The 24092-nt window shown below is 73.3% G+C and carries 25 protein-coding genes; 11 read left to right on the top strand and 14 right to left on the bottom strand.

What is annotated here, in order from left to right; translation table 11 throughout:
- The first annotated feature begins 15 nt into the window (after positions 1-15).
- The 3 genes from ACR807_RS00755 to ACR807_RS00745 are packed head-to-tail and all read left to right on the top strand — an operon-like array spanning position 16 to position 3124.
- A complete protein-coding gene (locus tag ACR807_RS00755) occupies positions 16-639 on the top strand; it encodes a hypothetical protein (protein WP_438919183.1) in 624 nt (207 codons plus the stop codon).
- Positions 636-2531: a YhgE/Pip family protein gene (locus tag ACR807_RS00750; protein WP_438919182.1), complete on the top strand. Its 1896-nt coding sequence runs from the start codon at positions 636-638 to the stop codon at positions 2529-2531. Before ACR807_RS00755 ends, ACR807_RS00750 begins: the two co-directional genes overlap by 4 nt.
- Positions 2528-3124 carry a TetR/AcrR family transcriptional regulator gene (locus ACR807_RS00745; protein ID WP_438919181.1) on the top strand — a complete coding sequence of 199 codons (597 nt, stop codon included), beginning with the start codon at positions 2528-2530 and terminating at the stop codon, positions 3122-3124. Before ACR807_RS00750 ends, ACR807_RS00745 begins: the two co-directional genes overlap by 4 nt.
- Here ACR807_RS00745 and ACR807_RS00740 read toward each other — a convergent pair.
- From ACR807_RS00740 to ACR807_RS00725, 4 genes are all read right to left on the bottom strand, one after another.
- Positions 3121-3714 (bottom strand): Rossmann-fold NAD(P)-binding domain-containing protein, encoded by a 594-nt coding sequence (locus ACR807_RS00740; RefSeq protein ID WP_438919180.1) that lies wholly within the window; start codon positions 3712-3714, stop codon positions 3121-3123. The two genes, ACR807_RS00745 and ACR807_RS00740, sit on opposite strands and share 4 nt — an antisense overlap.
- On the bottom strand, positions 3711-4307 hold the full coding sequence (locus ACR807_RS00735) for a P-loop NTPase family protein (RefSeq protein WP_438919179.1): 597 nt from the start codon (positions 4305-4307) through the stop codon (positions 3711-3713). The genes ACR807_RS00740 and ACR807_RS00735 overlap by 4 nt, the downstream gene beginning before the upstream one ends.
- A 128-nt stretch (positions 4308-4435) precedes the next feature.
- Positions 4436-5755, bottom strand: coding sequence for an alpha/beta hydrolase (locus ACR807_RS00730; RefSeq protein WP_438919178.1), 1320 nt, complete (start codon positions 5753-5755; stop codon positions 4436-4438).
- A 14-nt stretch (positions 5756-5769) separates the two neighbouring features.
- Positions 5770-6267, bottom strand: coding sequence for a GNAT family N-acetyltransferase (locus tag ACR807_RS00725; RefSeq protein ID WP_438919177.1), 498 nt, complete (start codon positions 6265-6267; stop codon positions 5770-5772).
- Positions 6268-6342: 75 nt separating this feature from the next.
- On the opposite strand from ACR807_RS00725, the gene ACR807_RS00720 reads away from it, so the two are divergent.
- Positions 6343-6786: a winged helix-turn-helix transcriptional regulator gene (locus ACR807_RS00720; protein ID WP_438919176.1), complete on the top strand. Its 444-nt coding sequence runs from the start codon at positions 6343-6345 to the stop codon at positions 6784-6786.
- A gap of 108 nt (positions 6787-6894) precedes the next feature.
- Here the strand turns inward: ACR807_RS00720 and polA are convergent, their stop codons facing one another.
- Positions 6895-9570 (bottom strand): DNA polymerase I, encoded by a 2676-nt coding sequence (gene polA, locus ACR807_RS00715; RefSeq protein ID WP_438919175.1) that lies wholly within the window; start codon positions 9568-9570, stop codon positions 6895-6897.
- A 52-nt stretch (positions 9571-9622) separates the two neighbouring features.
- Here polA and ACR807_RS00710 point away from each other — a divergent pair, with 52 nt between their 5' ends.
- Positions 9623-10045: a hotdog fold thioesterase gene (locus ACR807_RS00710; protein WP_438919174.1), complete on the top strand. Its 423-nt coding sequence runs from the start codon at positions 9623-9625 to the stop codon at positions 10043-10045.
- A gap of 28 nt (positions 10046-10073) precedes the next feature.
- The gene (locus ACR807_RS00705) at positions 10074-10643 is read left to right on the top strand and encodes a DUF4352 domain-containing protein (protein ID WP_438919173.1); all 570 of its coding nucleotides are present in this window, start codon (positions 10074-10076) and stop codon (positions 10641-10643) included.
- A gap of 40 nt (positions 10644-10683) precedes the next feature.
- Here the strand turns inward: ACR807_RS00705 and ACR807_RS00700 are convergent, their stop codons facing one another.
- The 8 genes from ACR807_RS00700 to ACR807_RS00665 form a co-directional block, all read right to left on the bottom strand.
- Entirely contained in the window at positions 10684-11487 is an 804-nt protein-coding gene (locus tag ACR807_RS00700) for a maleylpyruvate isomerase N-terminal domain-containing protein (protein WP_438919172.1), read from the bottom strand.
- Positions 11488-11603: 116 nt separating this feature from the next.
- Entirely contained in the window at positions 11604-12308 is a 705-nt protein-coding gene (locus ACR807_RS00695) for an ABC transporter ATP-binding protein (RefSeq protein ID WP_438919171.1), read from the bottom strand.
- Positions 12298-13038, bottom strand: a complete 741-nt coding sequence (locus ACR807_RS00690) for an ABC transporter ATP-binding protein (protein WP_438919194.1) — start codon at positions 13036-13038, stop codon at positions 12298-12300. Before ACR807_RS00690 ends, ACR807_RS00695 begins: the two co-directional genes overlap by 11 nt.
- Before the next feature lie 32 nt (positions 13039-13070).
- Positions 13071-14216 (bottom strand): branched-chain amino acid ABC transporter permease, encoded by a 1146-nt coding sequence (locus ACR807_RS00685; RefSeq protein ID WP_438919170.1) that lies wholly within the window; start codon positions 14214-14216, stop codon positions 13071-13073.
- Between the two features lie 11 nt (positions 14217-14227).
- A complete protein-coding gene (locus tag ACR807_RS00680; protein WP_438919169.1) occupies positions 14228-15190 on the bottom strand; it encodes a branched-chain amino acid ABC transporter permease in 963 nt (320 codons plus the stop codon).
- 127 nt (positions 15191-15317) lie between these two features.
- Positions 15318-16496 carry a branched-chain amino acid ABC transporter substrate-binding protein gene (locus ACR807_RS00675; RefSeq protein WP_438919168.1) on the bottom strand — a complete coding sequence of 393 codons (1179 nt, stop codon included), beginning with the start codon at positions 16494-16496 and terminating at the stop codon, positions 15318-15320.
- A 350-nt stretch (positions 16497-16846) separates the two neighbouring features.
- Complete coding sequence (locus ACR807_RS00670) at positions 16847-17452, bottom strand: ANTAR domain-containing response regulator (protein ID WP_316034042.1); 606 nt, start codon at positions 17450-17452, stop codon at positions 16847-16849.
- Between the two features lie 214 nt (positions 17453-17666).
- Positions 17667-18629 carry a hypothetical protein gene (locus ACR807_RS00665; RefSeq protein ID WP_438919167.1) on the bottom strand — a complete coding sequence of 321 codons (963 nt, stop codon included), beginning with the start codon at positions 18627-18629 and terminating at the stop codon, positions 17667-17669.
- A gap of 263 nt (positions 18630-18892) precedes the next feature.
- Between ACR807_RS00665 and ACR807_RS00660 the strand changes: the two genes are divergently transcribed.
- The 3 genes from ACR807_RS00660 to ACR807_RS00650 are packed head-to-tail and all read left to right on the top strand — an operon-like array spanning position 18893 to position 21444.
- On the top strand, positions 18893-19402 hold the full coding sequence (locus ACR807_RS00660; protein ID WP_438919166.1) for a DinB family protein: 510 nt from the start codon (positions 18893-18895) through the stop codon (positions 19400-19402).
- A 52-nt stretch (positions 19403-19454) separates the two neighbouring features.
- Positions 19455-20585, top strand: coding sequence for an NAD(P)/FAD-dependent oxidoreductase (locus ACR807_RS00655; protein ID WP_438919165.1), 1131 nt, complete (start codon positions 19455-19457; stop codon positions 20583-20585).
- 58 nt (positions 20586-20643) lie between these two features.
- Positions 20644-21444 (top strand): S1 family peptidase, encoded by an 801-nt coding sequence (locus ACR807_RS00650; RefSeq protein ID WP_438919164.1) that lies wholly within the window; start codon positions 20644-20646, stop codon positions 21442-21444.
- On the opposite strand, the gene ACR807_RS00645 is transcribed toward ACR807_RS00650, so the two are convergent.
- Complete coding sequence (locus ACR807_RS00645; protein WP_438919163.1) at positions 21441-22727, bottom strand: PI-PLC domain-containing protein; 1287 nt, start codon at positions 22725-22727, stop codon at positions 21441-21443. The genes ACR807_RS00650 and ACR807_RS00645 overlap by 4 nt on opposite strands.
- Positions 22728-22815: 88 nt before the next feature.
- Here ACR807_RS00645 and ACR807_RS00640 point away from each other — a divergent pair, with 88 nt between their 5' ends.
- Both ACR807_RS00640 and ACR807_RS00635 read left to right on the top strand, forming a co-directional pair.
- On the top strand, positions 22816-23235 hold the full coding sequence (locus tag ACR807_RS00640) for a CoA-binding protein (RefSeq protein WP_438919162.1): 420 nt from the start codon (positions 22816-22818) through the stop codon (positions 23233-23235).
- A gap of 10 nt (positions 23236-23245) precedes the next feature.
- Entirely contained in the window at positions 23246-24055 is an 810-nt protein-coding gene (locus ACR807_RS00635; protein WP_438919161.1) for an alpha/beta fold hydrolase, read from the top strand.
- The last annotated feature ends 37 nt before the right edge of the window (positions 24056-24092 follow it).

Raw genomic sequence — 24092 nt, 5'->3', positions numbered from 1 at the left:
AATAGGAGGTGCCGGGTGCACATCCACGCCCGTCGCGTCGGCGTCACCGGGCCGCACGGCCCCCTGCTGAAGCCGACGTCGCTGCTGGTGGAACCGGGAGAGCTGGTCCTCGTGGCGGGCGACCCGGACTCCGGGCACACCGCGCTGGCGCTCGTCCTGTCCGGTCGGATGCGGCCGAGCACCGGCGAGGTGACGCCCGACGAGCGCGAGCTGCGCAGGCGGGTCGTGCCGGTCGACTCCCCCGGCGTGACCGAACCCGAGGGCTCCCTGTCGCTGGCCGGCGTCGTCGGCGAGGAGCTGGCCGTGAACGGCGCGCGCAGCGGTCGCAAGGCGGTCGCCGACTGGCTGGTCGAGCGGGACGCCGACCGCTACCACGACCACCGCTTCGAGCACGTCCCCGCGCACACCCGCTGCGGCCTGCTGCTGGAGCTGGCCGCGGGCCGCCCCGACGCCGCGGTCCTCGTCCTGGACAGCCCCGACCGCTACCACGGCGACCCCGCGTCCTGGCTGGAGCTGGCCCGCGCGCAGGTCACCGCCACCAGGTCCGTCGTCGTGCTGTGCACGACCACCTCCGCCGGCTTCCTCGGCGTCCCGGCCGGCCGCATCGGGGCCGACAACACCCCTGGGGAGTCCGAGTGACCGCGCTGCGGATGGCGCTCAACGAGCTGCGCCGGATCACCGCCGGCACGCTCCCGAAGCTCGCGGTGCTGGCGTTGGCGCTGGTCCCGCTGCTGTACGCGTCGCTGTACCTGTACGCCAACAAGGACCCGTACTCGAACCTGGACCAGGTGCCCGCCGCGCTCGTCGTCGAGGACGAGGGGGCCGTCTCGGGTGACGGCACGCGCCTCGACGCGGGCGCGGACGTCGCCGACGAGCTGGTCGGCGGCAAGCGCTTCGACTGGCGCCGGGTGGGCGCGGAGGAGGCGGAGCGGGGCGTGCGCGACGGCACGTTCACGTTCGCCCTCACCCTGCCGGGGGACTTCTCGCAGGCCCTGCTCTCCACCGGCGACTTCACCCCGCGCCAGGGGGTGATCGTGCTGACCACGAACGACGCGAACAACTACCTCGGGTCCACGATCGCCAACCAGGTGGTCACCGAGGTGCGCCGCTCCGTCTCGGTGGAGGTCGGCGCGGAGGCGGCGGACCGGCTGCTGCTCGGGTTCTCCACGATCCGGCAGAAGACGGCCGAGGCCGCCGACGGCGCGGCGCGGCTCGCGTCCGGCCAGCAGGACGCCCTCACCGGGGCGCAGCAGCTCGCGGACGGCACCGCGCCGCTGGCCGACGGGGCGGCGCGGCTGTCGACCGGTCTGGCGCAGCTGCGCGACCAGACCGCGCAGCTGCCCGCGCAGACCCAGCGGCTGGCCGACGGCGCGAAGCAGGTCGCCGACGGCAACGCCACCGTGGCCGGGACCGCCGAGGGCTACGCGGCCAAGGCGCAGGCCCTGGTCGACCGGCTGAACGCGGTGGACGGCGACATCGCCGCCCGGCTGCGCGCGCTCGGGTTCACCGAGGAGCAGGTGCAGCGCGTGCTGGGCGCGGTCGGCGAGGTCCGCAGGCCGGTGGACGACGCGAACGGCCGGGTCCAGGGCGCGGTCGGGCAGCTGCGGGCGCTGGCGGACGGCGCGCGGCAGGTGTCCGACGGCGCCGCGCAGCTCGCCGCCTCCACCCCCGCGCTGACCGGCGCCGTCACCCAGCTCACCGACGGCGCGGCGCAGCTCGCGTCCGGCTCGGCGCAGGTGCGCGACGGGGCGGCGCAGCTCCGCGACGGGGAGCGGCAGCTCGTCGACGGCGCCAACCAGCTGCACGACGGGCTGGCCGCGGGCGTCTCGGAGATCCCGAACCCCGACGACCCGACCCGCGAGTCGACCGCCCACACCATCGGCGACCCGGTGACCGTGCGCGGCGTGAGCCAGACGTCGGCGGGCAGCTACGGCGCGGGCCTGGCCCCGTTCTTCCTCTGCCTGGCCACCTGGATCGGCGCGTTCGTGCTGTTCCTGCTGCTCAAGCCGCTGTCCCGGCGCGGTCTGGCGGCCGGTCGGTCGGCGGTGCGGGTCGCGGTCGGCGGCTGGCTGCCCGGCGCGCTGCTGGGCGTGGCGCAGGTCGTCGTCATGTACTCGGTGGTCACGCTCGTGGTGGACATCCGGCCGTCGCACCCGGTCGGCGCGCTGGCGTTCCTGCTCCTGGTGTCGGCGGCGTTCGTGGCCGTGCTGCACGCGCTGAACGCCCTGTTCGGGGCGGTCGGCAAGTTCATCGGCCTGGTGCTGCTGATCCTCCAGCTGGTCAGCGCGGGCGGCACGTTCCCGTGGCAGACGATCCCGGCGCCGCTGCACCCGCTGCACCACGGCCTGCCCATGGGCTACGCCGTGGACGGCCTGCGGCACCTCGTGTACGGCGGGCCGCTGGGCGACGTCGGCGCGGACGCCCTGGTCCTGGTCGGCTACCTGGTCGCGGGTCTTGCCTTGTCGACGCTCGCGGCGTACAAGCAGCGGGTGTGGACCCCGTCTCGCCTCAAGCCCGAGCTGGTGCTGTGACGACCCCGCGCCCCGGCCGCACCGCCGTCACCAAGCAGAAGCTGTTCGACGCGGCGCTCAAGCTCGTCGGCGAGCGCGGCGCGGCGAGCGTCACGGTGGACGAGATCGCCGCCGAGGCCGGGGTGGCCAAGGGCACCGTGTACTACAACTTCGCCAGCAAGGACGCGCTGGTCGACGCCCTGCTGCGGCACGGCGTCGACCTGCTGGCCGCGCGGCTGCGGGTCGCCGAGGACGACGACGGCACCGAGGCCGCGCTGTCCTCGCTGGTGGACGGGATGCTCGGGTTCTTCGCCGAGTACCCGGCGTTCGGGCAGCTGCTGGTGTCGGAGCTGTGGCGCACGCCCGGCCAGTGGCACGGCACGCTGAGCCTGCTGCGCGACGACATCGTGTCCATCGTGCGCGGGCAGGTGCAGCGGCTGTCGGACGCGGGCCGGCTGCCCGAGGGCGTGCAGGTCGGCACCGCGTCCGCCGCCCTGTTCGGCACCATGCTCGTGGTCGCCCTGGACTGGCAGGTGTTCCAGCCCGAGCGGAGCCTCGCCGAGGTCCGCGAGTCGGTGCTGCTGCTGGTGCGGGGGCTGCGCCCCGGGGTCTAGTGGCGCACTTCCCAGGTGTCGATCTCGCCCACCTGGTGCACCGACGGCGGGCGGCCGTCCAGCGCCCGGCGCACCGCCTCCAGCACGCCCACCGAGGTCTCCTCGTGGCTGAGCCAGCGCGTGCCGCCGCCGTGCCGGACGAAGCCCAGCACGACCTGCTGCGCCGGGTGCCCCTCCAGGACGGGGTCGGGGACGCCGCGCACCGCGTCGATCTCGCCGCTGTCGAGCACCTCCACCACCGGCGCGTGCGGCGCGAGCAGCGGGGCCACGGCCCGCAGCACGGCGGCGCGGTAGCTCGTGTGCACCCAGGCGACCAGCAGGTCGGCGGGCCGGTCGAGCACCTGCCCGACCCGTTCGGCCAGTTCCCGCGGCCGGGCCCAGTCCGCCGCGACCCGCCGCGCCCGCACCTCCCCGTCCGCTCCCTGGGGCACGTGCCCGCGCCCCTTCAGGGACGCCCGGGCCGCCTGCCCGAGGGTGTCGGGTCTGCGGCTGGGCAGCACCACGTGCCACCCGCCGGACAGCAGCTCGTCCGCGCAGCCCTTCAGCATCCCCGTGCCGCCCAGCACCAACGCCGTTCGCCGTTCGCTCATCGCACCGACTCCTCACCCCGTTCCGCGGCTCTGCGCAACGGGCCTCTACGCCACTGGTCGACCTCGCGCTGCCCCCGCAGCCGCACCACCACGAGCTGGTCGGCGCGCTCGCCGCCGAGGACGGCCCGGACCCGGTCGCCGGTCCTGCGGTGCGACTTCCACGCCCAGCGCAGCAGGTGCTCGGGATCGGTGAACACCGTGCGCAGGGGCGGTTCGACGTTGCCGTTCCACAGCTCGACCCGCCGCACCCGCCTCATCGTGGTGCGCACGGTCACCCGCCGCATGACGAGGTGCTTCGGGTGGTCCAACCAGACCAGCGTGTCGGCGTGCGACAGCAGCAGCGGGCGGACCGCGCTGTACTGCCACTCGGTCGCCCAGGCCGGTGTCCTCACCAGTCGCCGCACGTCGTCCTCGAACTCCGGCCTCTGCGTCCACTGTGGACCGTGGAACAGCGAGTCCATCTCCACATAGGACAGACCGAGGCAGTCCGCGACGTGCCGGGCGAGGGTGGACTTGCCCGAGCCGGACGTGCCGGTCACGAGCACCCGGCGCGGCGGGTGCGGCAACTCGTCGAGCGGTCCCAGGAGCGGCACCGGGTCAGGCTACCGCCGCGAACGCCCTCCGCCGCGGCGTTCGGCGGCGATCGGGTCGGGATGTCGACCCGACGCGGCGCGCGGCGCGGTCGGGCCCCGGCGGGGGGGCGTCCGGTCCCCGGCGCGCGTCAGCAGGTCGGGAACAGCCGGCGCGTGCCGTTCGGGTCCGGGTAGGCGGCGGGGTCGCTGAAGCGGCAGCCGTAGTCCGGGGCCGCCACGACCGCGGGGTCGGCCACGACGTCCCCGGCGGGCTCGCGGCCGGTGTCGACCCACGTCACCAGGTCGTCCCAGGCGGCACCGGCCTCGGCCGGGCTGAACTCGCAGTGGCCGACCGCGCGGATCGCCCGCTGCGCCAGCAGGTGGCCCCGGCCGTGGCGCCGCACCTCGCGCTCGTAGACCTGCTCCATGGAGAACGGCACGAACAGGTCGCCCAGGTCGTGCAGCGACAGCACCGGCGCGGTCGGCCGGCCGGCGACGCGCGGCACCTCGGTGAGCGCCGGCGTGAGCCGGGCCCGCAGGTTCTCCGGCAGCACCCGCTGGACGACCCGGTCGACGTCGACCGGGCTGTTCGGCGCGTACCGGGTGAGCACGTTGGTGGCGACCTGGCCCGGGTCGGCGGCCAGGCCCTCGCCGGACGAGCCGGTCGCCAGGCCGAACAGGAAGTCCTCCCAGAACCCGACCGCCCGCTCGGCGCCGGGCCGCGGGCCGCCGGAGCGGTTGACGACGATCGAGGTGAACTGCCCGCCGCGCTCGTTCGGCGTGCCGGTCAGGCCCAGCTCGGCCTTGATGCGGGGGACGACGGCGGTCAGGTAGTCGGCCGGCGCGGGCCACGCGCGGATGCCGCTCAGCGCCTGCGCGGTGAGGTTGTAGTCGAGGAAGAAGTCGAACAGCTCGTGGTCGCCGAGCACGCCGCACATCGGGAGGGCCCCGCCGTAGAAGCCGGGGTACTGCTCCAGCGAGCGGGCGATGACGTGACCGCCCATGGAGACGCCCGCGACGAGGACGTCCTCCGCCCGCCCGATCAGCCGCTGCGCGTGGCGGGCGAGGGCGTGCGTGCTCTCGACGCCCGCCTTCACGTCGTAGCCGTTGGCGTAGTAGCTGGAGGCCGCCCAGGCGAAGCCCTGGTCGAGGAGGCGTTGGCGCAGGCCGTAGGCGGGCGGGTCGACGGTGAGCACGGTGCTCGCGCCGCGGTAGCCGTGCGCCCACAGGGCGAGGCGGCCGTTCCAGCGCGGCGGGACCTCGACGGTGTAGGCGGCGTGCTCGTGCACGCCCTGGAGCACCCGGGACGGCAGGCCGCCGACCTGCGCCGGGGGCAGCGGCGGGTTGTCGATCGTGTAGCCGGGCAGCGGCCGGTCGCCCGGCGGTTCGGCCCGCGCGGCCGGTGGGGCCACCAGGAGGAGGGTGAGGACCAGGACGAACACCCGTCGCGTGCCGCTGCTCCGTCGCATGCCCCTGATTCTGCTCACCACCGCAGGTCCGCGACCAGGTCCTCGTGGGTGACGACGAGGGGGTGGTCCACCCGGACGACCCCGCCGTCCTCGCGGGTGAGGCGGGCGCCGGGGAAGACGCGGCGGACGAGGTGCAGCACCGCCTGGTTGTCGTGCAGGACGTCGCCGTGCAGCGCGGTGTAGCTCAGGGCGGTGGCGAGCGCGCCGAGTTCGGCGACGAGCCGGGTGCCGACGCCCCTGCGCTGCCACGGGTCGACGACGGCGACCGCGACCTCGGCGGCGCCCCCGCCGGTGGCGGCGAGGCGGGCGATGCCGATGGGGCGGCGGTGGGACTCGGCGACGAGGGCGGTGCGGCGGCGGCCGTCGAGGTCGGCGAGGCGGCGGCGCATGTCCGCGGTCAGGCGGGGCACGGGCGCGTGGAAGCGCAGGTAGCGGCTGTGCGGGGAGAGGCCGCGGAAGACGGCTTCGACGACGTCGGCCGCTTCGGCGCGGTGCAGTTCGCGGACTCGCATGGCGTGCGCCCCTTGGGTTCGGAAATCGAACCCTAACTGGATTCGGTTTCCGAACGCAAGCGGTATCGTGGGGGCGTGGGACAGGTCAAGGTCGTGGACGAGCAGTGCACCGTGTCGTTGCCCGCGGCCCTGCTGGGCGAGCGGTGGACCCTGCTGCTGCTCCGGCAGGCGTTCCTGGGGACGCGGCGGTTCGAGGACTTCCAGGCGACGATGGAGATCTCGCGCAGCGTGCTGACCGAGCGCCTGGGGACGCTCGTGGAGGAGGGCATCCTGCGGCGCGAGGCGTACAAGGACGTCCGGACCCGCTACGAGTACCGGCTGACCGAGAAGGGCCTGGACCTGTACCCGGTGCTGATGGCGCTGCGCAAGTGGGGCGACCGCTGGATGTCGCCGGAGACCGGCCCGTCGTTCGACCTGCACCACCGCGACTGCGGGGGCGGCGTGGACGTGGCGGTCACCTGCACGGCGTGCGCGGGGGCGCTGACGGCGCGGGACGTGCGCGTGACGCCGCTGCGCTGAGAGGACTGCGCTGAGAAGACTGCGCTGGAGGGCCTGCGCTGAGGGGCCTGTGCTGGGGGGTGCTGCGCCGGGGGCGGGACTCGGCCCCGCCCCCGGACCGCCCGGACGTCAGTGGGCGGCGGCGTCCCAGGAGCGGCCGACGCCCACCGAGACCTCCAGCGGGACCGCCAGGTGGTAGGCGTTGCCCATCTCCTCGCGCACCAGCGCCTCCACGGCCTCGCGCTCGCCCTCCGCGATCTCCAGCACCAGTTCGTCGTGCACCTGGAGGAGCATCCGCGACCGCAGGTCCGACGCCTCCAGCGCGCGGAACACGCCGAGCATCGCGACCTTGATGATGTCGGCCGCGCTGCCCTGGATGGGGGCGTTCAACGCCATCCGCTCGGCCATCTCCCGGCGCTGGCGGTTGTCGCTGTTGAGGTCCGGCAGGTACCGGCGGCGGCCGAGGATCGTCTCCGTGTAGCCCTTCTCCCGGGCGTCCGCGACGATCGTGTTCAGGTAGTCGCGCACGCCGCCGAAGCGGGCGAAGTACGTCTCCTTCTGCTCGCGCGCCTCGACGGTGGGGATGCGCAGCTGCTGGGCCAGGCCGTACTCGGACAGCCCGTAGGCCAACCCGTACGACATGGCCTTCACCCGCCGCCGCTGTTCGGCGCTCACCTCGGACGTCGGCACGGAGAAGGCGCGGGACGCCACGAACGTGTGCAGGTCCTCGCCCGACCGGAACGCCTCGATCAGGCCCTCGTCCTCCGACAGGTGCGCCATGATCCGCATCTCGATCTGGCTGTAGTCGGCGGTCATCAGCTCGGCGAACGCGGGGCCGACGACGAACGCCTCGCGGATGCGGCGGCCCTCGTCCGTGCGGATCGGGATGTTCTGGAGGTTCGGGTCCGTCGAGGACAGCCGGCCGGTCGCGGCGATGGTCTGGTGGAACGTGGTGTGGATGCGCCCGTCGTCGGCGACCGACTTGAGCAGGCCGTCGACGGTGGTCTTGAGCCGCATCACGTCGCGGTGCGCCAGCAGGTGCTGGAGGAACTCGTGGCCGGTGCTCTCGAACAGCGTCTGGAGCGCGTCGGCGTCCGTGGTGTACCCGGTCTTGGTCTTCTTCGTCTTCGGCATGTTCAGCTCGTCGAACAGCACCACCTGGAGCTGCTTGGGCGAGCCGAGGTTGATCTCCTTGCCGATGACGGCGTAGGCGGCCTGCGCGGCCTCCTTCACGCCCGCCGCGAAGTGCGCCTCCAGGGCGGCGAGGTGCTCGGTGTCGATCGCGATGCCGACCGCCTCGACCTCGTCGAGCACGTGCATCAGCGGCAGTTCCAGCGACGCCAGCAGGGACTCCTGGCCGGTGCGCACCAGCTCCTCGTCGAGCGCGTCGGCCAGCTCGGCCACGGCGAACGCCCGCACGATCGCGCCCTGCGCGACCTTCTCGCGCTCCTCCTCCTCGTCGGCGAGCAGCGACAGCTGGCCGTCGGAGGTCTCCTCGGCGCGCAGCTCGCGCTTGAGGTAGCGCAGCGCGAGGTCGTCGAGGGCGAACGACCGCTGGCCGGGCCGCACGAGGTAGGCGGCGAGCGCGGTGTCGCTGGTGACGCCGCGCAGCACCCACCCGCGGGCGCGCAGCGCGCGCAGGGGCAGCTTCAGGTCGTGCGCCGCCTTGGGCACGTCCGGCGAGGCGAGCCACGCGGCCAGCGCGTTCTCGTCCTCCTCGGAGAGCGAGGCGACCTCGACGTACCCGCCCTCGCCGCCGACCGCGGCGAGCGCGAGGCCCTCCAGGTCGGCGCCGGCGGAGCGGAACGCGACGCCGACCCGCCCGGAGCGGGCGTGCGCGTCCAGCCAGGCGCCCAGGCCGCCCGCGGGCACGAGGCCGCCGCTGACGGTGAAGCCCTCCTCGGCCTCGGGCTCGGCGGTGGCCAGGGTGGCGAAGAGGCGGTCGCGCAGGACGCGGAACTCCAGCTCGTCGAACAGCCGGTGCACCGCGTCGCGGTCCCACGGCCTCGCGTCCAGGTCCTCGGGGCCGAACGGCAGCTCGACGTCGCGGACCAGCTCGGTGAGCTGCCGGTTGAGGATGATGTTGGGCAGGTTGGCGCGGATCGCGTCGCCGACCTTGCCCGGCACCTGGTCGACGTGGTCGACCAGCCCGTCGAGCGACCCGAACTGGTTCAGCAGCTTCACGATCGTCTTCGGCCCGACGCCGGGGGTGTTGGGCAGGTTGTCGGACGAGTCGCCGCGCACCGCCGCGTAGTCGGCGTAGAGCGCGGGCGGGACGCCCTGCTTCTCCAGCACCAGCTCCGGTGTGTAGCGGGCCATCTCGGAGACGCCCTTGACGGGGTACAGCACCGTCACCTTGTCGGTGACCAGTTGCAGCGCGTCGCGGTCGCCGGTGGAGATGAGGACCTCGTAGCCGAGCGCCGTCGCCTGGGTCGTGAGCGTGGCGATGATGTCGTCGGCCTCGTAGTTGTCCTTCGACAGGGTGCGGATGTTCAGCGTGTCGAGGACGTCCCGGATGAGGCTCACCTGGCCGCGGAACTCGTCGGGCGTCTCGCTGCGGCCGGCCTTGTAGTCCGCGTACGCCTCGGTGCGGAAGGTCTTGCGGGACACGTCGAACGCCACCGCGACGTGCGTGGGCCGCTCGTCGCGCATCAGGTTGATCAGCATCGACGTGAAGCCGTACACCGCGTTGGTGGTCTGACCGGTCCCGGTCTGGAAGTTCTCCTTGGGCAGCGCGAAGAACGCCCGGTAGGCCATCGAGTGGCCGTCGATCAGCAGCAGGCGGGAGGCTCCTGAGGTGCTCACGGGCCGAGTCTAGGGTGAGGGTCCGACAGCGTTGAACCGAGTGGAGCAGCACGTGACACCAGCACCCGAGGACCTCCCCGGCGCCAACCAGGCGGTCGCCGCGGAACAGCTCACCGACAAGCTCGGCATCGAGATCACCCGATGGGATGCCGACCGGCTGGTCGGGACGATGCCGGTGAAGGGCAACCGCCAGCCGTACGGGCTGCTGCACGGGGGCGCGAGCGCCGCGCTGGCGGAGACGCTCGGGTCGATCGCGGCGGCGATGCACGCGGCCCCGGAGCGGCTGGCGGTGGGGCTGGAGCTGTCCTGCACGCACCACCGGGGCGCCACGGAGGGCCTGGTCACGGGCGTGTGCACGCCGATCCACCGCGGGCGCAGCACGGCGTCCTACGAGATCGTGATCACCGACGAGCGGGAGCGCCGCGTGTGCACGGCCCGCCTCACCTGTTTCCTCAAGGACGCGCCGAAGGGCTGACCGCGCGGTGTAATGGGACCACGACGAGGTGGAGGTGGCCGTGCGGCTGGTCCGGGTGGTGGCGGTGGCGTCGGTGCTGCTGGTGGGCGGGTGCACGGGCGCCCCGGTGCAGGCGGGTTCGCCGCCGGAGACGTCGGCGGCGGAGACCTACCCGGTGCCGGCGCAGACCGTGCGGCCGGACGAGAAGGCGCTGCACCTGCCGACCACCTCGGACGGCGACACGGCGTTCACCCTGGTGGGCCTCACCACCGGGATCGACGCGATCATCGGCAGCCACGCCGAGTGGCAGGCGCAGGGGCAGTTCGTGCGGGTCCGGATGAGCGTGGTCAACAACGGCCGCAGCAGCGTGTCGTTCGCCGCCCGCCGGCACGTGCTGGTGGACGACGCGAAGGCCGAGCACGAGCCGGACGCGCAGGCCATGACGATCAAGCGGCAGCCGGACGTGATCGACCTGGGCGCGAACGTGCGGCTGGAGTACGACGTCTACTACGACCTGCCCGACGACGCGAAGCCGCTGGCCCTGCGGGTGTTCGGCGGGCCGACGCTGACGGACCTCAAGGACGAGACCGGCACGGACATCCCGCTCGCCCGGTCCTGAGCACCACGGGTTCGGGCACCACGGTCCCGGGTGGCCGGTCCTAGGCGCCGGGCTCCCAGGCCACGAGCCCGTCGAACACGCGCCGGTCGCCGACCAGGTCCAGGGAGTCCATCGGGGCGCGGCCGTACAGGGCCAGGACCAGCTCGTGGGCCGAGGCGCGGGCGGAGGCGTCGACGACCTCCCCGGCGGCGGCACCCCCGGCGGTGGCACCCCCGGCGTTGCCCGGCTCGGGCAGGCGGGCGGCCCGAGCGCCGTCGGCGGAGAGCCACAGGCGCCAGGAGCGGCCCTCGGTGGCGTGGTACTCGACGACGGCGGGGTCGTGCGGCCAGGCGTGCGTCGTCGCGCAGCAGGTGAACAGGAAGTCCTCGACGCCGTCCACCGCGACCTCGTCCGGCAGCGGTCGCGGCGCGCCCGCGGTGAGCTGCGCGTCGTAGGTGTGCACCGCGATCTCCTGGAGCTGGTGCCGGGCGACGGCGCCGGTGGTCGGCGGCGACTGCGAGACGCCCCACCACACCCAGCAGTTCGCGTCCGGCCCGGCCTCCCGCAGCGCGTCCAGGAGCTCCCGCGTCGAGGCGGCCAGCCAGTCCGACAGCGCCTCGCGGTCCCGGGGCGCGGGCGGGGCGCCCACCGGCGCGGACTTGGCGGCGGCGGGTCCCGCGGCGACGGTGGCTGCCCAGGCGCGCCGCCCCTCCCCGATGTGGCGGGCCAGGTCGAACAGCGTCCAGCCGGGGCAGGTCGGCACCGGCGCGTCGAGGTCGGGCGCGGCGGCGACGGCGGCGCGGAAGGCGGCCGACCGCTCGTCGATCAGCCGGAGCAGGTCGGGGAACCCCAGGGTGGTGTGCACCGCGGCTGTCTACCACCCCGCGCGGCGGCGGGACAGCGGTTTTCCACCCCGGCGCGCGAACGACGAGGGGGTCCCACCGCGCTCGGTGGGACCCCCTCGTCGTCGGGCGGGACGGATCAGTGACCGCCGAGGTACGCCGCGCGCACCTGGGGGTCGTCCAGCAGCTCCGGACCGGGGGCGCTCTTGACGACCCGGCCGGTCTCCAGCACGTACGCGCGGTCGGACAGCTTCAGCGCCTGCTGCGCGTTCTGCTCGACCAGCAGCACGGTCGTGCCGCGCTTGTTGATCTCCTTGATGATCTCGAAGATCTGCGCGATGAGCATGGGCGCGAGGCCCATCGACGGCTCGTCGAGCAGGAGCACCTTCGGCTTGGTCATCAGCGCCCGGCCGATGGCGATCATCTGCTGCTCGCCGCCGGACATGGTGCCGCCGAACTGGTTCTTGCGCTCGTTCAGGCGCGGGAACAGCTCGTAGACCTCGGCGAGGTCGGCGTCCAGGGCGTCCTTGCGGGTGTAGGCGCCCATCAGGAGGTTCTCCTGCACCGTCATGCCGGGGAACACGCCGCGGCCCTCCGGTGACTGCCCGATGCCCGCCACGACCCGCTTGTGGCCGGGCATCTTGGAGATGTCCTCGCCGTTGAACGAGACGCTGCCGCTGGTCAGCGGGCGCAGGCCGGAGATCGTCTTGAGCGTGGTCGTCTTGCCCGCGCCGTTGGCGCCGATGAGCGAGACGATCTCACCCTCGCCGACCTCCAGGCTGATGCCCTTGATGGCCGCGATCTTGCCGTAGTGGACGTGGATGTCCTTGACCTCAAGAAGCATCTTCGGACACCCCCAGGTACGCCTCGATGACCTTCGGGTCGTTCTGCACCTCTGCCGGCAGCCCTTCTGCGATCAGCTGGCCGAAGTCGAGCACCGCCACGCGGTCGCTGACGCCCATGACCAGGCTCATGTCGTGCTCGATGAGCAGGACGGTCCGCCCGCTGTCCCGGATCTTGCGGATCAGCTGCTGGAGCGATTCCTTCTCGGCCGGGTTCATGCCCGCCGCGGGCTCGTCGAGCAGCAGCAGCTTCGGGTCGGTGGCGAGCGCCCGCGCGATCTCCAGGCGACGCTGGTCGCCGTACGGCAGGTTCTTCGCGGTCTCGCTCATCCGGCCGGAGATGCCGACGAAGTCGAGCAGCTCCCGCGCCAGCTCGCGCCCCCGCTTCTCCTCCTTGCGGTGCCACGGCAGGTTCAGCGTCGCGCCGACCGCGCCGGTCTTGTGGTGCGCGTCCGCGCCCACCATCACGTTCTCCAGGGCCGACATGTTGTGGAACAGCCGGATGTTCTGGAACGTGCGGGCGATGCCCATCTTGGTGATCTTGAACCGCTTGGCGCCGCTGATGGGCGTGCCGTTGAACAGCACCTGCCCCTCGGTGGGCGCGTACACGCCCGTGACGACGTTGAACACGGTGGTCTTGCCGGCGCCGTTCGGCCCGATGAGGGCGAAGATCTCGCCCTCGGCGATGCTGATCCGCGCCTCGCGCAGCGCGACCACGCCGCCGAAGCGCATGGTCACGGCGTCCAGCTGGAGGACGGGCGTGCTCACTTGGCCACCTCCGACGAGACCTCGGTGTCCGGACCCGCGACCTCGGCGCCCATGGCGCCCATGCCGCCGGTGCCCTCGTGCAGTTCCGCCTTGCGCCGCCGGGACGGGAGCAGCCCCTCGGGGCGCAGGCCCATCATCAGCACCAGCACGCCGCCGAACAGCAGGATGCGGTACTCGGCGGGGTCGGTGCCCAGGGCGTCCTTGAGCCAGTTGACCTCGCGGAACCGCTCGGGCAGCCAGGCGATGACGAACGCGCCGAGGATGACGCCGGGCAGGTTGCCCGCGCCGCCCAGGACGACCGCGGCGAGGATGGTCGCGGACAGGATGAACGGGAAGGTGTTCGGTTCGATGAACACGGCCTTGCCCGCGTAGATGCCGCCCGCGAGGCCGCCGATCATGGCGCCGATGGCGAAGGCGAGCAGCTTGAACTTGAACGTGGGCACGCCCATCAGCTCGGCGGCGTCCTCGTCCTCGCGGATCGCGGCCCAGGCGCGGCCGACGCGGGACTTCTGCAGCCGCACCGAGAAGATGATCACGATCACGATGGCGACCAGGATCAGGTAGTAGTACGGGGCGGGCAGGAGGCCGAACTCCACCACTCCGGGGATGTCCGTCGGGTGCGGGACGTTGGTGATGCCCCGCGCGCCGCCGATCTCGTCGGAGTTGTTGGCGGTGATGCGGACGATCTCGCCGAAGCCGAGCGTCACGATCGCCAGGTAGTCACCGCGCAGGCGCAGCGTGGGCGCGCCGAGGATGACGCCGGACACCGCGGCCAGGATGATGCCGAACGCGACGGTGGCCCAGTAGTTCCAGCCGTACTGGGTGCCGAAGTAGGCGACCGAGTAGCCGCCGATCGCGAAGAACGCGACGAAGCCGAGGTCGAGCAGACCCGCCTGGCCGACCACGACGTTCAGGCCGACGGCCAGCAGGATGTAGGTGCCGATCGGGTAGATCAGCACGGTCGTCCAGTCCGAGCCGGGCGACATGAACGAGCCGATCGCCGGCGCGGGCAGGATGAGCGCGAACACGATCGCGGCGGCGTACACGAGGTACCGCTGCCACGTCTTGGCCTGCTCCCACCAGTCGCGGGCGCTGTCGAACAGGGCGCCCACCCGCCTCAACGGGTTCGCCTTGCCAGTCACTCCGTTGCCTTTCATGCGCGGGCCTTCTGCAGGGATTCGCCGAGGATGCCGGTGGGGCGGAACATCAGCACGACCACCAGGACGGTGAACGCGATGACGTCCTTCCACTCGGAGCCGAGGAAGATCGCGCCCCAGTTCTCGATGAGGCCGAGCACGATGCCGCCGAGCAGGGCGCCGCGCAGGTTGCCGATGCCGCCGAGCACGGCGGCGGTGAACGCCTTGATGCCGAGCACGAAGCCGACGTTGAAGACGGTGTTCTCGAACTCCATCAGGTACAGCGCGCCGGCGACGCCGGCCATCGCGCCACCGAGGAGGAACGTGATCCGCACGATGTTGTCGATGCTGACGCCCATGAGGACGGCGGCCTCGGGGTCCTGCGCGGTGGCCCGGATGCCGCGACCGATCTTGGTCTTGTTCACCAGGCGGTCCAGCGCGATCATCATGATCACCGCGGCCACCACGACAATGATGTGGTCGGTGCGGACCGCGGCGTTGCCGATGGTGAACACCGTGTCGCGGTCGACGATGCGGGCGGCCGACTGCTGGTTGCGGCCGGGCTTGCCGGTCAACCAGGGGATGATGACGAGCGCGAACAGCTCCTGGAGGAACAGCGACGCGCCGATGGCGGAGATCAGCGCGGTGAGCCGGGTGGCACCCTTCCTGCGCAGCGGCCGGTAGGCCACCAGCTCCAGCAGGACCGCGGCGCCGCCGGAGACGGCGGCCGACAGCACGATGATCAACAACATCACGCCGATCAGGGCGATCCCCGTGAGCGGCGACGTCGGGGCGATGGCCGTGACGACCACCAGCGACGTGAACGTGCCGATCATGAAGATCTCGGAGTGCGCGAAGTTGATCAGGCGCAACACGCCGTAGACCATCGTGTAGCCGAGGGCGACGAGCGCGTAGATGGAGCCGAACACCAGTCCGCCCACCGTGCTGGGTAGGAACTGGTTGAGGAAATCATCAAGCATGACAGGTATGCCTCACGAGACGGGCGGGGGAGAGGAACTTCGCCATAGTGGCGGGGAGCGGCAGCAGTCGTTGGCACGACGCTCCCGCTCCCCAGCGCGCTAGCTTGCTTGCCTATTCCGTCTCGGATCAGCCCTCGAGCTTGGCCGACTCCGCCGGACCCAACAGCTTGAGGACACCACCCTTGACCTGGTAGACGAAGATGGAGTTGTTCTCCGGCTCGCCGTTCGCCTTGAACTTGATCGGCTTGGAGACGCCCTCGAAGCTCACCGTCTTCAGGAAGTCGTTGATCTTCTCCGAGGTGGTGGCACCCGACTCGACCGCCTTGATGAACGCGGTGGCCGCGTCGTAGCCCTCGGTCGCGTAGATGGCCGGGTCCGCGTTCGCCGACTTCTTGTAGTTGTCGAAGAACGTCTTCAGCGCACCGGTCACGTCCGGCGAGGGGATGTTGCACGGGCAGGCCAGCACGGCGCCCTCGGCCGCGGTCGCACCCGCGCCGGAGACGAGCTGCTGGTCGAGCGAACCGTCACCGGAGGCGAACGTGGCGGTCACGCCACCGTCGCGCAGCTGCTTGAGCAGGCGACCCGCCTGGGCGTAGTAGCCGCCGAAGACGATCACGTCGGGCTGCGCCGCGGCGACCTTGGTGACGGTCGAGGAGTAGTCGGACGCGTCCTTGGCGAACTTGTCCTGCTCCACGGCGACGCCCTTGCCCTGGAAGGACTTGGCGACCGCCTCGGCCAGGCCGACGGAGTACTCCTGGTCGTCGGACAGGACGAACGCCTTCTTGGGCGACTTCGCCGTCACCAGGAACTCGGCGATGCCGGGGCCCTGGTCGTCGTCGTTGGCGACGACGCGGTGCCAGTAGGTCCAGCCGTTGGAGGCCAGGCCCGGGTTCGTGGCCGACGGGGAGACGCTGGGGATCTTGTTCTCCTCCAGCACGCCGCCGATGGCCTTCGACTCGCCCGAGAAGGCGGGGCCGATGAGGCCGACGATCTTGTCCGTGCCGACGGCCTTCGTGATCAGCGAGGTGGCCTGGTCGGGCTTGCCCTGGCTGTCGTACTGGACCATCTCGATCTTGACCTTGGGGTTCTTGGCGTTGTACTCGTCGAACGCCATCTTCGCCCCGTTCCGGGGCGGGATCACGATCGCGGAGTTCTCGCCGGTGAGGTCACCCATGAACCCGATCTTGACCGAGCTGACGTCGCCACCCGCGTCGCCGCCACCGCCGCCACCGCCGGCGCAAGCCGCGAGCACCAGCGACGAAGCCGCCGCCAGCGCCAGAACTCGGCCGAGTCGTGCTCCTGACACCGGAATACCTCCCATGACACCAACCAACCAGCCCGCCGGTAGGCGGAGCGGAGCCCTCACACGAGGGCGTGGGTTAGGGCAGGAACGTAGCTTCAGTTGAGTTCGGTGAACAGGTGGTCTTACTGCTCTGTGTCCACATCGTGACGGTAGTCACCGGGAAATGCCCTGCCGTTAACAATCTTAAATCCAGCTCAAATAGCCGCAGGTCACAAGGCCAATGCGAACAGTGACGAACAATGGGCACGCCGAACTGTCCGATACCCGGACGGGGAAGCGGAACGGGCACTCGATCGTGTGCCCGACGGGACACCTGATCGAGTGCCCGATGGGGCAAACGGCGCGGTTCGTTCTCAGCCGAAGTTTTCGATGACCGCTTCGGCGACGGCCTTCATGGTCGTGCGGCGGTCCATCGCCGTGCGCTGGACCCACCGGAACGCCTCGGGCTCGGACAGGCCCTGCTTGGTCATCAGCAGGCCCTTGGCGCGCTCGACGACCTTGCGGGTCTCCAGCCGGTCGGTGAGGCCGGCGACCTCGTTCTCCAGCGCGGTCAGCTCGGCGAACCGGCTCATGGCCAGCTCGATGGCGGGCACGAGGTCGCGCTTCGCGAACGGCTTGACCAGGTACGCCATCGCGCCGGCGTCGCGGGCGCGCTCGACCAGCTCGCGCTGGCTGAACGCGGTGAGGATGACCACGGGCGCGATGCGCTGGCCGGCGATGGCCGACGCGGCCTCGATGCCGTCCACCTTGGGCATCTTCACGTCCATGATGACCAGGTCGGGGCGCAGCTCGGTGGCCAGCGTGACCGCCTCGTCACCGTCGGCGGCCTGACCGGCCACCTCGTAACCCTCCTCGCGGAGCATCTCGACCAGGTCGAGGCGGATGAGGGCTTCGTCCTCGGCCACGAGCACGCGACGGGGCGCGACCTCGGGCTGGGCCTCGGCAGCCTGTTGGGTCACCGGGGTCCTCCTGACACTCTGCGGCGGTTCGACGCGGTCGCGCCGGGCGAACCCGCAGTCTACCGGCGGTCCGGCCGGCGTCGGCGCGGTCGGGCCGTGATCACGGCCACCGGGCCGCGTTCCGGCGGCCCCGACGGGGCTGTTCGGACCAGCGCGCCGGGTGGTCGCGCTCCCGCGCCGGAGGGGCGCCGGACCTCCCGGCGCCCCCTCGGGGTCACTTCACCGCGTGCGGCGGTTCCCACCACCCGGTGACGCCCTCGGGCCACTCGAACGCGGCCAGCGCGGCCTCGTGGTCCGGGTCCGGGCCCTCGACTTCCCGCAGGTGGAGGTCGTACCAGGCGGCGGAGAGGGTCAGCGCGCCGGTCGTGCCGGGCAGCTCGACGGCGCCGGGCAGCCCGACCACCGGGTGCAGCAGCCGGTCGGCCACCGGGACCACGCCGAGGCTGCGCGGCCACTCCACCCACAGCCGGTCGCCCTGGGACATCGCGCGCAGCCACGGTGCCCGTGTGAACAAGTTGTAACGGCGCAGGACCAGGCTGCCGACGCCGGTCGGGCGAGGGGTCTCCCCCAGGTGGGCGCGTTCCGCGTCGGTGAGCGGGCCGTCGAGGAACTCGCCGGTGAGGTCGCGGCCCTTCATCAGGGTGCGGACGTACCCCATGCCGACCTCCCACGCCCGCTCGTCCACGCCCGCCAGGCGCACGGCCGCGTCCGAGCCGAGCAGGCGCAGCTCGACCGAGCGCGGGTGGCGGGTGACGCGCAGGCCGGGGACGCCCGCCACCCACGAGTCGTCGACCCGGGGCAGCAGCTCGTAGAGCAGCGGGCCGAGGGCGTGCTCGGTGAGGTGCACGCGCGGGTGCGGCAGCGGTTCGACGGCGCGGAACGCATGCGCCGGGCGCAGCATGCTCGCGGGGGGCCGCAGCTGGAGGTGCCCGGCCGCGTCGAGGCCCGCCACGAGCACAACGGCCTCCAGGGCGCGCTGGTCGGCGTCCTCGGCGTCGGGCAGGAACAGGCCGCGCGCGTCGGCCCGGCCGCGCAGCGCGTCGACCACGCGTCCGCGCCGGTCGGGGGGCAGGTCGTGCAGCACGGCCTTGACCGCGGGCACGGCCTGGGTCAGGTTCTCGCCGGTGCACGCCCGGCGCAGGTCCACGAGTTGTTCGGTCAACGACGATCGGGACACGGCAGTCCTCGCTCCCGCCGCCCGGCCCGGCGAACAAGGACGCGGTCGCGCGTCGGTCCGTTGTCTGCTCCGCACTGCTCGGACAGGGGTGCCCCCACCCCGCGGCGGATTCGCCACCCGGTTGCCGGGGGGTGGCTCCAGCCCGACGTCTGCCCGCACACGCCGTTCCCGACGATAGCAGGGGTCCGCGGCGGCGGGCGGGCGCGGACCGGACCCGGGCCACCGCCCGCGACCTCGCCCCGCCGGTGCCGTAAGGTTCGAACATGAGTTCGAACGAACGCGCGTGGCCGCGCGTGGACGCCCACGACGAGCTGCGGCTGCTGACCGGGTTCCTCACCTTCCTGCGGCTCACCGCGGTGGCCAAGGTCGAGGGCCTGGACACCGCCGACGCCTCGGCGACGCCGATCGGCACGTCACCGGTGGTGAGCGCGCTCGGCGTGCTGAAGCACCTCACGGCCGTCGAGCGCTGGTGGTTCTCGATCGAGACCGGTGGGGCGGACCTGCCGTCGCTGTGGGGCGAGGACGCCGACGCGTCGTGGCGGCTGGGCCCCGGCGACTCGGTGGGGTCCGTCGTCGCCGACTACCGGGCGGAGTGGGAGCGCTCGGCGCGGGCGCTGGCGGGGCTGGGCCCCGACGACCGCACGCGCGGCGACCGCGACGGCCGGGGCCGCACGGTCCGCTGGGTGCTCACCCACCTGGTGCAGGAGACCGCCCGGCACGTGGGCCACCTCGACCTGCTGCGCGAGCTGGCGGACGGCGAGAAGGGCGAGTGAGTCCACCGCCCGGCCCTGTCCCGGCGCGGCCCGGACCACCACGCTGGGGGACGTGACGACCCCACCACCGGCGGACCTGCCCGAGCGGGCCTCCGTCGTGGTCGTCGGCGGCGGCCTCACGGGCGTGTGCGCGGCGTTCCACCTCGCCGAGGCGGGCGTGCGGGACGTCGTGCTGGTCGAGCGGCACGCCCTCGGGTCGGGCGCCGCGGCCAAGGCCGGCGGCGGGGTGCGGTTCTCCGCCGAGGCGCACCTCCGGCTGGCGGCGCTCGGCCTGGCGTCGTTCGCCCGGTTCCGCGCCCGGCCCGGCGTGCGGCTCGACCCGCGCCGGGGCGGTCACCTGTTCGTGGTGAGCGAGCGGGAGGGCGTGGCGGCGTTCGAGCGGGGCGTGGCGGTGCGGGCCGCGCTGGGCGTGCCGACCACCCCGCTCGACCCGGACGACGCGGTGGCGCTGTGCCCGCTGCTCGACCCGGACCGGGTGCTCGCCGCCGCCCACTCCCCCGACGACGACCACCGCGCGCCCCGGGCGGTGGTCGTGGCCTACGCCGAGGCGGCCCGCCGGCTGGGCGCGCGGCTGCTCACCGGCGTCACCGCGCTCGACGTCGGGGTGCGCGGCGGCGAGGTCCGGTCCGTCACCACCGACCGCGGCGTCGTCGCGACCGGCGCGGTGGTGTGCGCGGCCGGGGTGTGGTCGCGCGCGGTCGGCGACCTGGCGGGCGTCGACCTGCCGGTGACGCCGCTGCACCGGCAGGTCGTGCTCACCGGGCCGGTGCCGGCGCTGCCCACCGCGCTGCCGTTCACCGTGGACCTCGCCACCACCGCCTACCTCCACCGCGAGGGCCGCGGCGTGCTGGTGGGCGTGGCCGACCCCGACCTGCCCGACCGGCCGGTCCGGGCCGCCGCCCGCCTCGCGCCCGCCCTGCTCGACGTGCCCCCGGCCGGCGGCCGGACCGGGCTGCACGAGGTGACGCCCGACCGCGACGCCCTGCTGGGCGAGGCGCGCGGGGTGGGCCGGTTCCTGTACGCGACCGGTTTCTCCGGCCACGGCCTGCTCCGCGGCCCGGCGGTCGGCGAGGTGCTGCGGGACCTGTACCTGGGCCGCGAGCCGGCGGTCGACGCGTCCTCGTGGGACGCCGCCCGGTTCGCCCGCGCGCCGCGCCCCGCCCCGGATACCGCGTCCGGGTGAAACGCCGGTGGGTGAACGGGCGTGCGCGGGGCGGGACCGCCTGATTTGATCGACCGCCATGCGCCACCTGGTTGCCGTGCTCGCCGCCCTGCTCCTGCTCCCCCTCCTCACCGCCCCCGCGACCGCCCGGCGGGACGTCGACTTCGCCGGCGCGGTGTCCATGAAGGGCTGCTCGGGGTCGGTGGTGCGGCCACCGGGCGATGAGCCGGGCGCGCCGGCGCTGGTGCTCACCAACGGGCACTGCGTGCGCGTGATGGGCGCGGACGAGGTGGTGGTCGACGTGGCGGGCGGGCGCACGTTCACCCTGCTGTCCCGCGACGGCGGGGACACGCTCGGCACGCTGCGCGCCGACCGCCTGCTGTACGCGACGATGCACGGCACCGACGTGGCGCTGTACCGGCTCACCGCGACGAACGCGCAGGTCGAGGCGATGGGCACGCGGGTGCTGGAGCTGGCGCCGACCCGTGCCGCCGTGGGCGCCGACATCCGCGTGGTGTCGGGCTACTGGGGCACGGTCCACTCGTGCCGCGTCGACGGGTACGTGCGCGAGCTGCGCGAGGACCGGTGGGTGTGGCGCGGCTCGGTGCGGTACACGGAGCTGTGCGACACCAAGGGCGGCTCGTCCGGCTCGCCCGTGGTCGAGGCGTCGACCGGGAAGGTGGTGGCGGTGAACAACACCACCAACGAGCGCGGCGAGCGGTGCACGCGCGACAACCCGTGCGAGGTGGACGAGGCGGGCGAGGTGACCGTGCGGCCCGGCGCCCGGTACGGGCAGCCGGTGGACGGCCTGGTGCCGTGCCTGGTCGGGGGCGGCCGGCTCGACCTGACCGCCCCCGGCTGCGGGCTGCCCCGCCCCTAGAACCGCTCGCCGGACAGCGCCGCGACGGCCGCCGCCGGGTCGCCCAGGTGGTAGTGGTCCACGGCGAGGTAGGTCGGCGTCTTGCGCGCGGCGGGTTCGCAGAAGCGGCGGGCCCGGTCGGCGAGCTTGCCGTTGTCGGTGGCCGCGGTGCCGGTCAGCGGCACGTCCCGGAAGTGGTTCATCACGAACAGCGGCCGGAAGCCGGGTTCGGTGCGGGTGAGCGGCGTGCCCCAGCGGCTGTGGCAGGACCAGTCGGAGGTGCCCAGGCCGGGTCCCATCGACCAGTGGTTCTCGACCGTCCACTCCGACTGGTACATCACCCCGAACGCGTCGCGCGGCACGGCGTCGCCCGAGCGGGAGCGGTCGGTGAAGATCAGCAGCCGGTCGTCGCGGGCGCGCAGGGCGTCCAGGGTGGGCCAGCCGGTGGCGCGCACGTTCGACAGGTCCGGGCGGAACAGGACGTCGGCCAGGCCGTCGACCCGGTCCAGCTCGGCGCGCAGCACCTCGGCGGGGACGTAGTCCTCCAGGAAGACGGTGACGAACTCGCGCGGGTTGGCCTCCAGGAAGTCGACGACCCGCTGCAGGGCCACCCACAGCGCAACCGGGCGGCTGACGAACGTACAGCTGTTGTGGCACAGGAGCGCGCCGTCGGGCGTCCGGTGGACGTCGAGCTGGAAGCCGCGCACGCCGTCGGCGAGCTGCCGCGCGATGCCGCGCGCCTGGTTGGGCGCGAGGTCGACGAACGGCGGGGCGAAGCCGCCGTCCACGCCGTTGGCGTAGGCGTTGTGCGCGGTGAGGAAGGTGACCTGGTCCAGGCGGCGCTGCCCCTCGGCGGGCACGGGCGTGCGGACCGGTGACACGGGGGTCAGGTACCAGAGGTCGGCGCCGGTGCCGACGCGCACCTGGTCCGTGCCGCTCGCGACCAGGTGGCGGTCGGTGCCCGGGACGCGGAGCCGGTGCCGGTCGCCGTCGTCGAGCACGTCCCACCGGGCGTCGGGGCTGTCGCAGGGCAGGGTGACGGCCTGGTCGCCGCTCCGCCCCAGGCACCGGTCGCCCTCGCGCAGGGTGCGGCCGGAAAGGGTCCACTGCTGGCGGTCCTCGTCGCCCTTGGGCCTGCGCTGGAGCACGCCGGTGCCCGAGACGCCGGCGTTGAGGCCGGTGGTGGCGCTCTGGAGGTAGTACCGGCCGTCGGCGGGCCCCGCGTGCGCGGTCGGCGTCACCAGGAGGGTGACGAGCGCCGCGGTCAGCGCGGTCCGGACGAGTGCTGTTCTGCCGGCTCGCATCACGATGTCCTCCCGGGTGGTCCGCGGCGGCGGCGTCCACAGACTAAACGCGAAAGAGGTTCATGTGCAGGGGTCCTACCCTGGTGGCATGACCGAACCGTGGGGCGACCCCGAGAAGATCCGCCGCGTCCTCGCGAACGGCGACACGTGGGCCGTCGTCGGCCTGTCCTCCTCGCCGAGCCGCGCCGCCTACGGCGTGGCCCGCTTCCTCCAGCAGCACGGCAAGCGGGTCGTGCCCGTGCACCCCGACGCCGAGACCGTGCACGGCGAGCAGGGCTACGCCTCGCTGGCCGACATCCCGTTCCCGGTGGACGTGGTCGACGTGTTCCGCCGGTCCGAGGCGGCGGGCGCGTTCGCCGACCAGGCCGTCGAGATCGGCGCGAAGGCCGTGTGGTTCCAGCTCGACGTCGTCGACGAGGCCGCCTATGAGCGGGCCACCGCGGCGGGCCTGGACGTGGTCATGGACCGCTGCCCGGCGATCGAGTGGGCCGCGCGCGGTCCGCGCTAGCCTGCCGACCATGCCGGTCGTCGCGCTCAACGGGATCAACCTCAGCTACCGGGTGGACGGCGAGGGCGACCTCGTCGTCCTCGTCATGGGCTCCGGGAGCCCCGGTCGGGTGTGGCAGGCGCACCAGGTGCCCGCGCTGCGCGCCGCCGGGTTCCGGGTCGCCACCTTCGACAACCGGGGCATCCCGCCGACCGACGAGTGCCCGTCGGGGATGCGGGTCGAGGACCTGGTCGGCGACACCGCCGCCCTCGTGGAGCTGCTGGGCGCGCCGGCGCACCTCGTCGGCACCTCCCTGGGCGCGCTCGTGGTCCAGGAGCTGGCGCTGGCCCGGCCGGACCTCGTGTCGCGGGCGGTGCTGCTCGGCACCGCCGGGCGCAACGACCCGCTCCAGCTCGCCCTGTCCCGGGGCGAACGCGCCCTGCACGACCAGGGCGTCGTCCTGCCGCCCGCCTACCACGCGGCGCTGAACGCGGTGCTCAACCTGTCCCCCGCGACGCTGCGCGACCCGGTGGCCGCCCGCGACTGGCTCGACGTCCTGGAGTTCACCGGGCAGGTGGTCGGCAAGGGCGTGCGCGCCCAGATGCAGCTCGACGAGTACGACGACCGCCTCGACGCCTACCGGGGCATCACCGCGCCGTGCCTCGTGGTGGGGTTCGCCGACGACCGCCGGCTGCCGCCGCACCTCGCGCGCGAGGTGGCCGACGCGATCCCCGGCGCGCGGTACGAGGAGGTGGCCGACGCCGGCCACTACGGGTACCTGGAGCAGCCGGACGCGGTGAACCGGCTGCTGGTCGACTTCCTCAGGGGTGACCCTTCGTGACCCCCTGACCACGGGAACTCGCCTACCACCGCGTCGC

This window comes from Saccharothrix sabaoui (assembly GCF_051756985.1).
In the GTDB taxonomy this organism is placed as follows: Bacteria; Actinomycetota; Actinomycetes; order Mycobacteriales; family Pseudonocardiaceae; genus Actinosynnema.
Note: the sequence above shows the minus strand (reverse complement) of the source record. Positions and strands in the feature narration are given on the sequence as shown.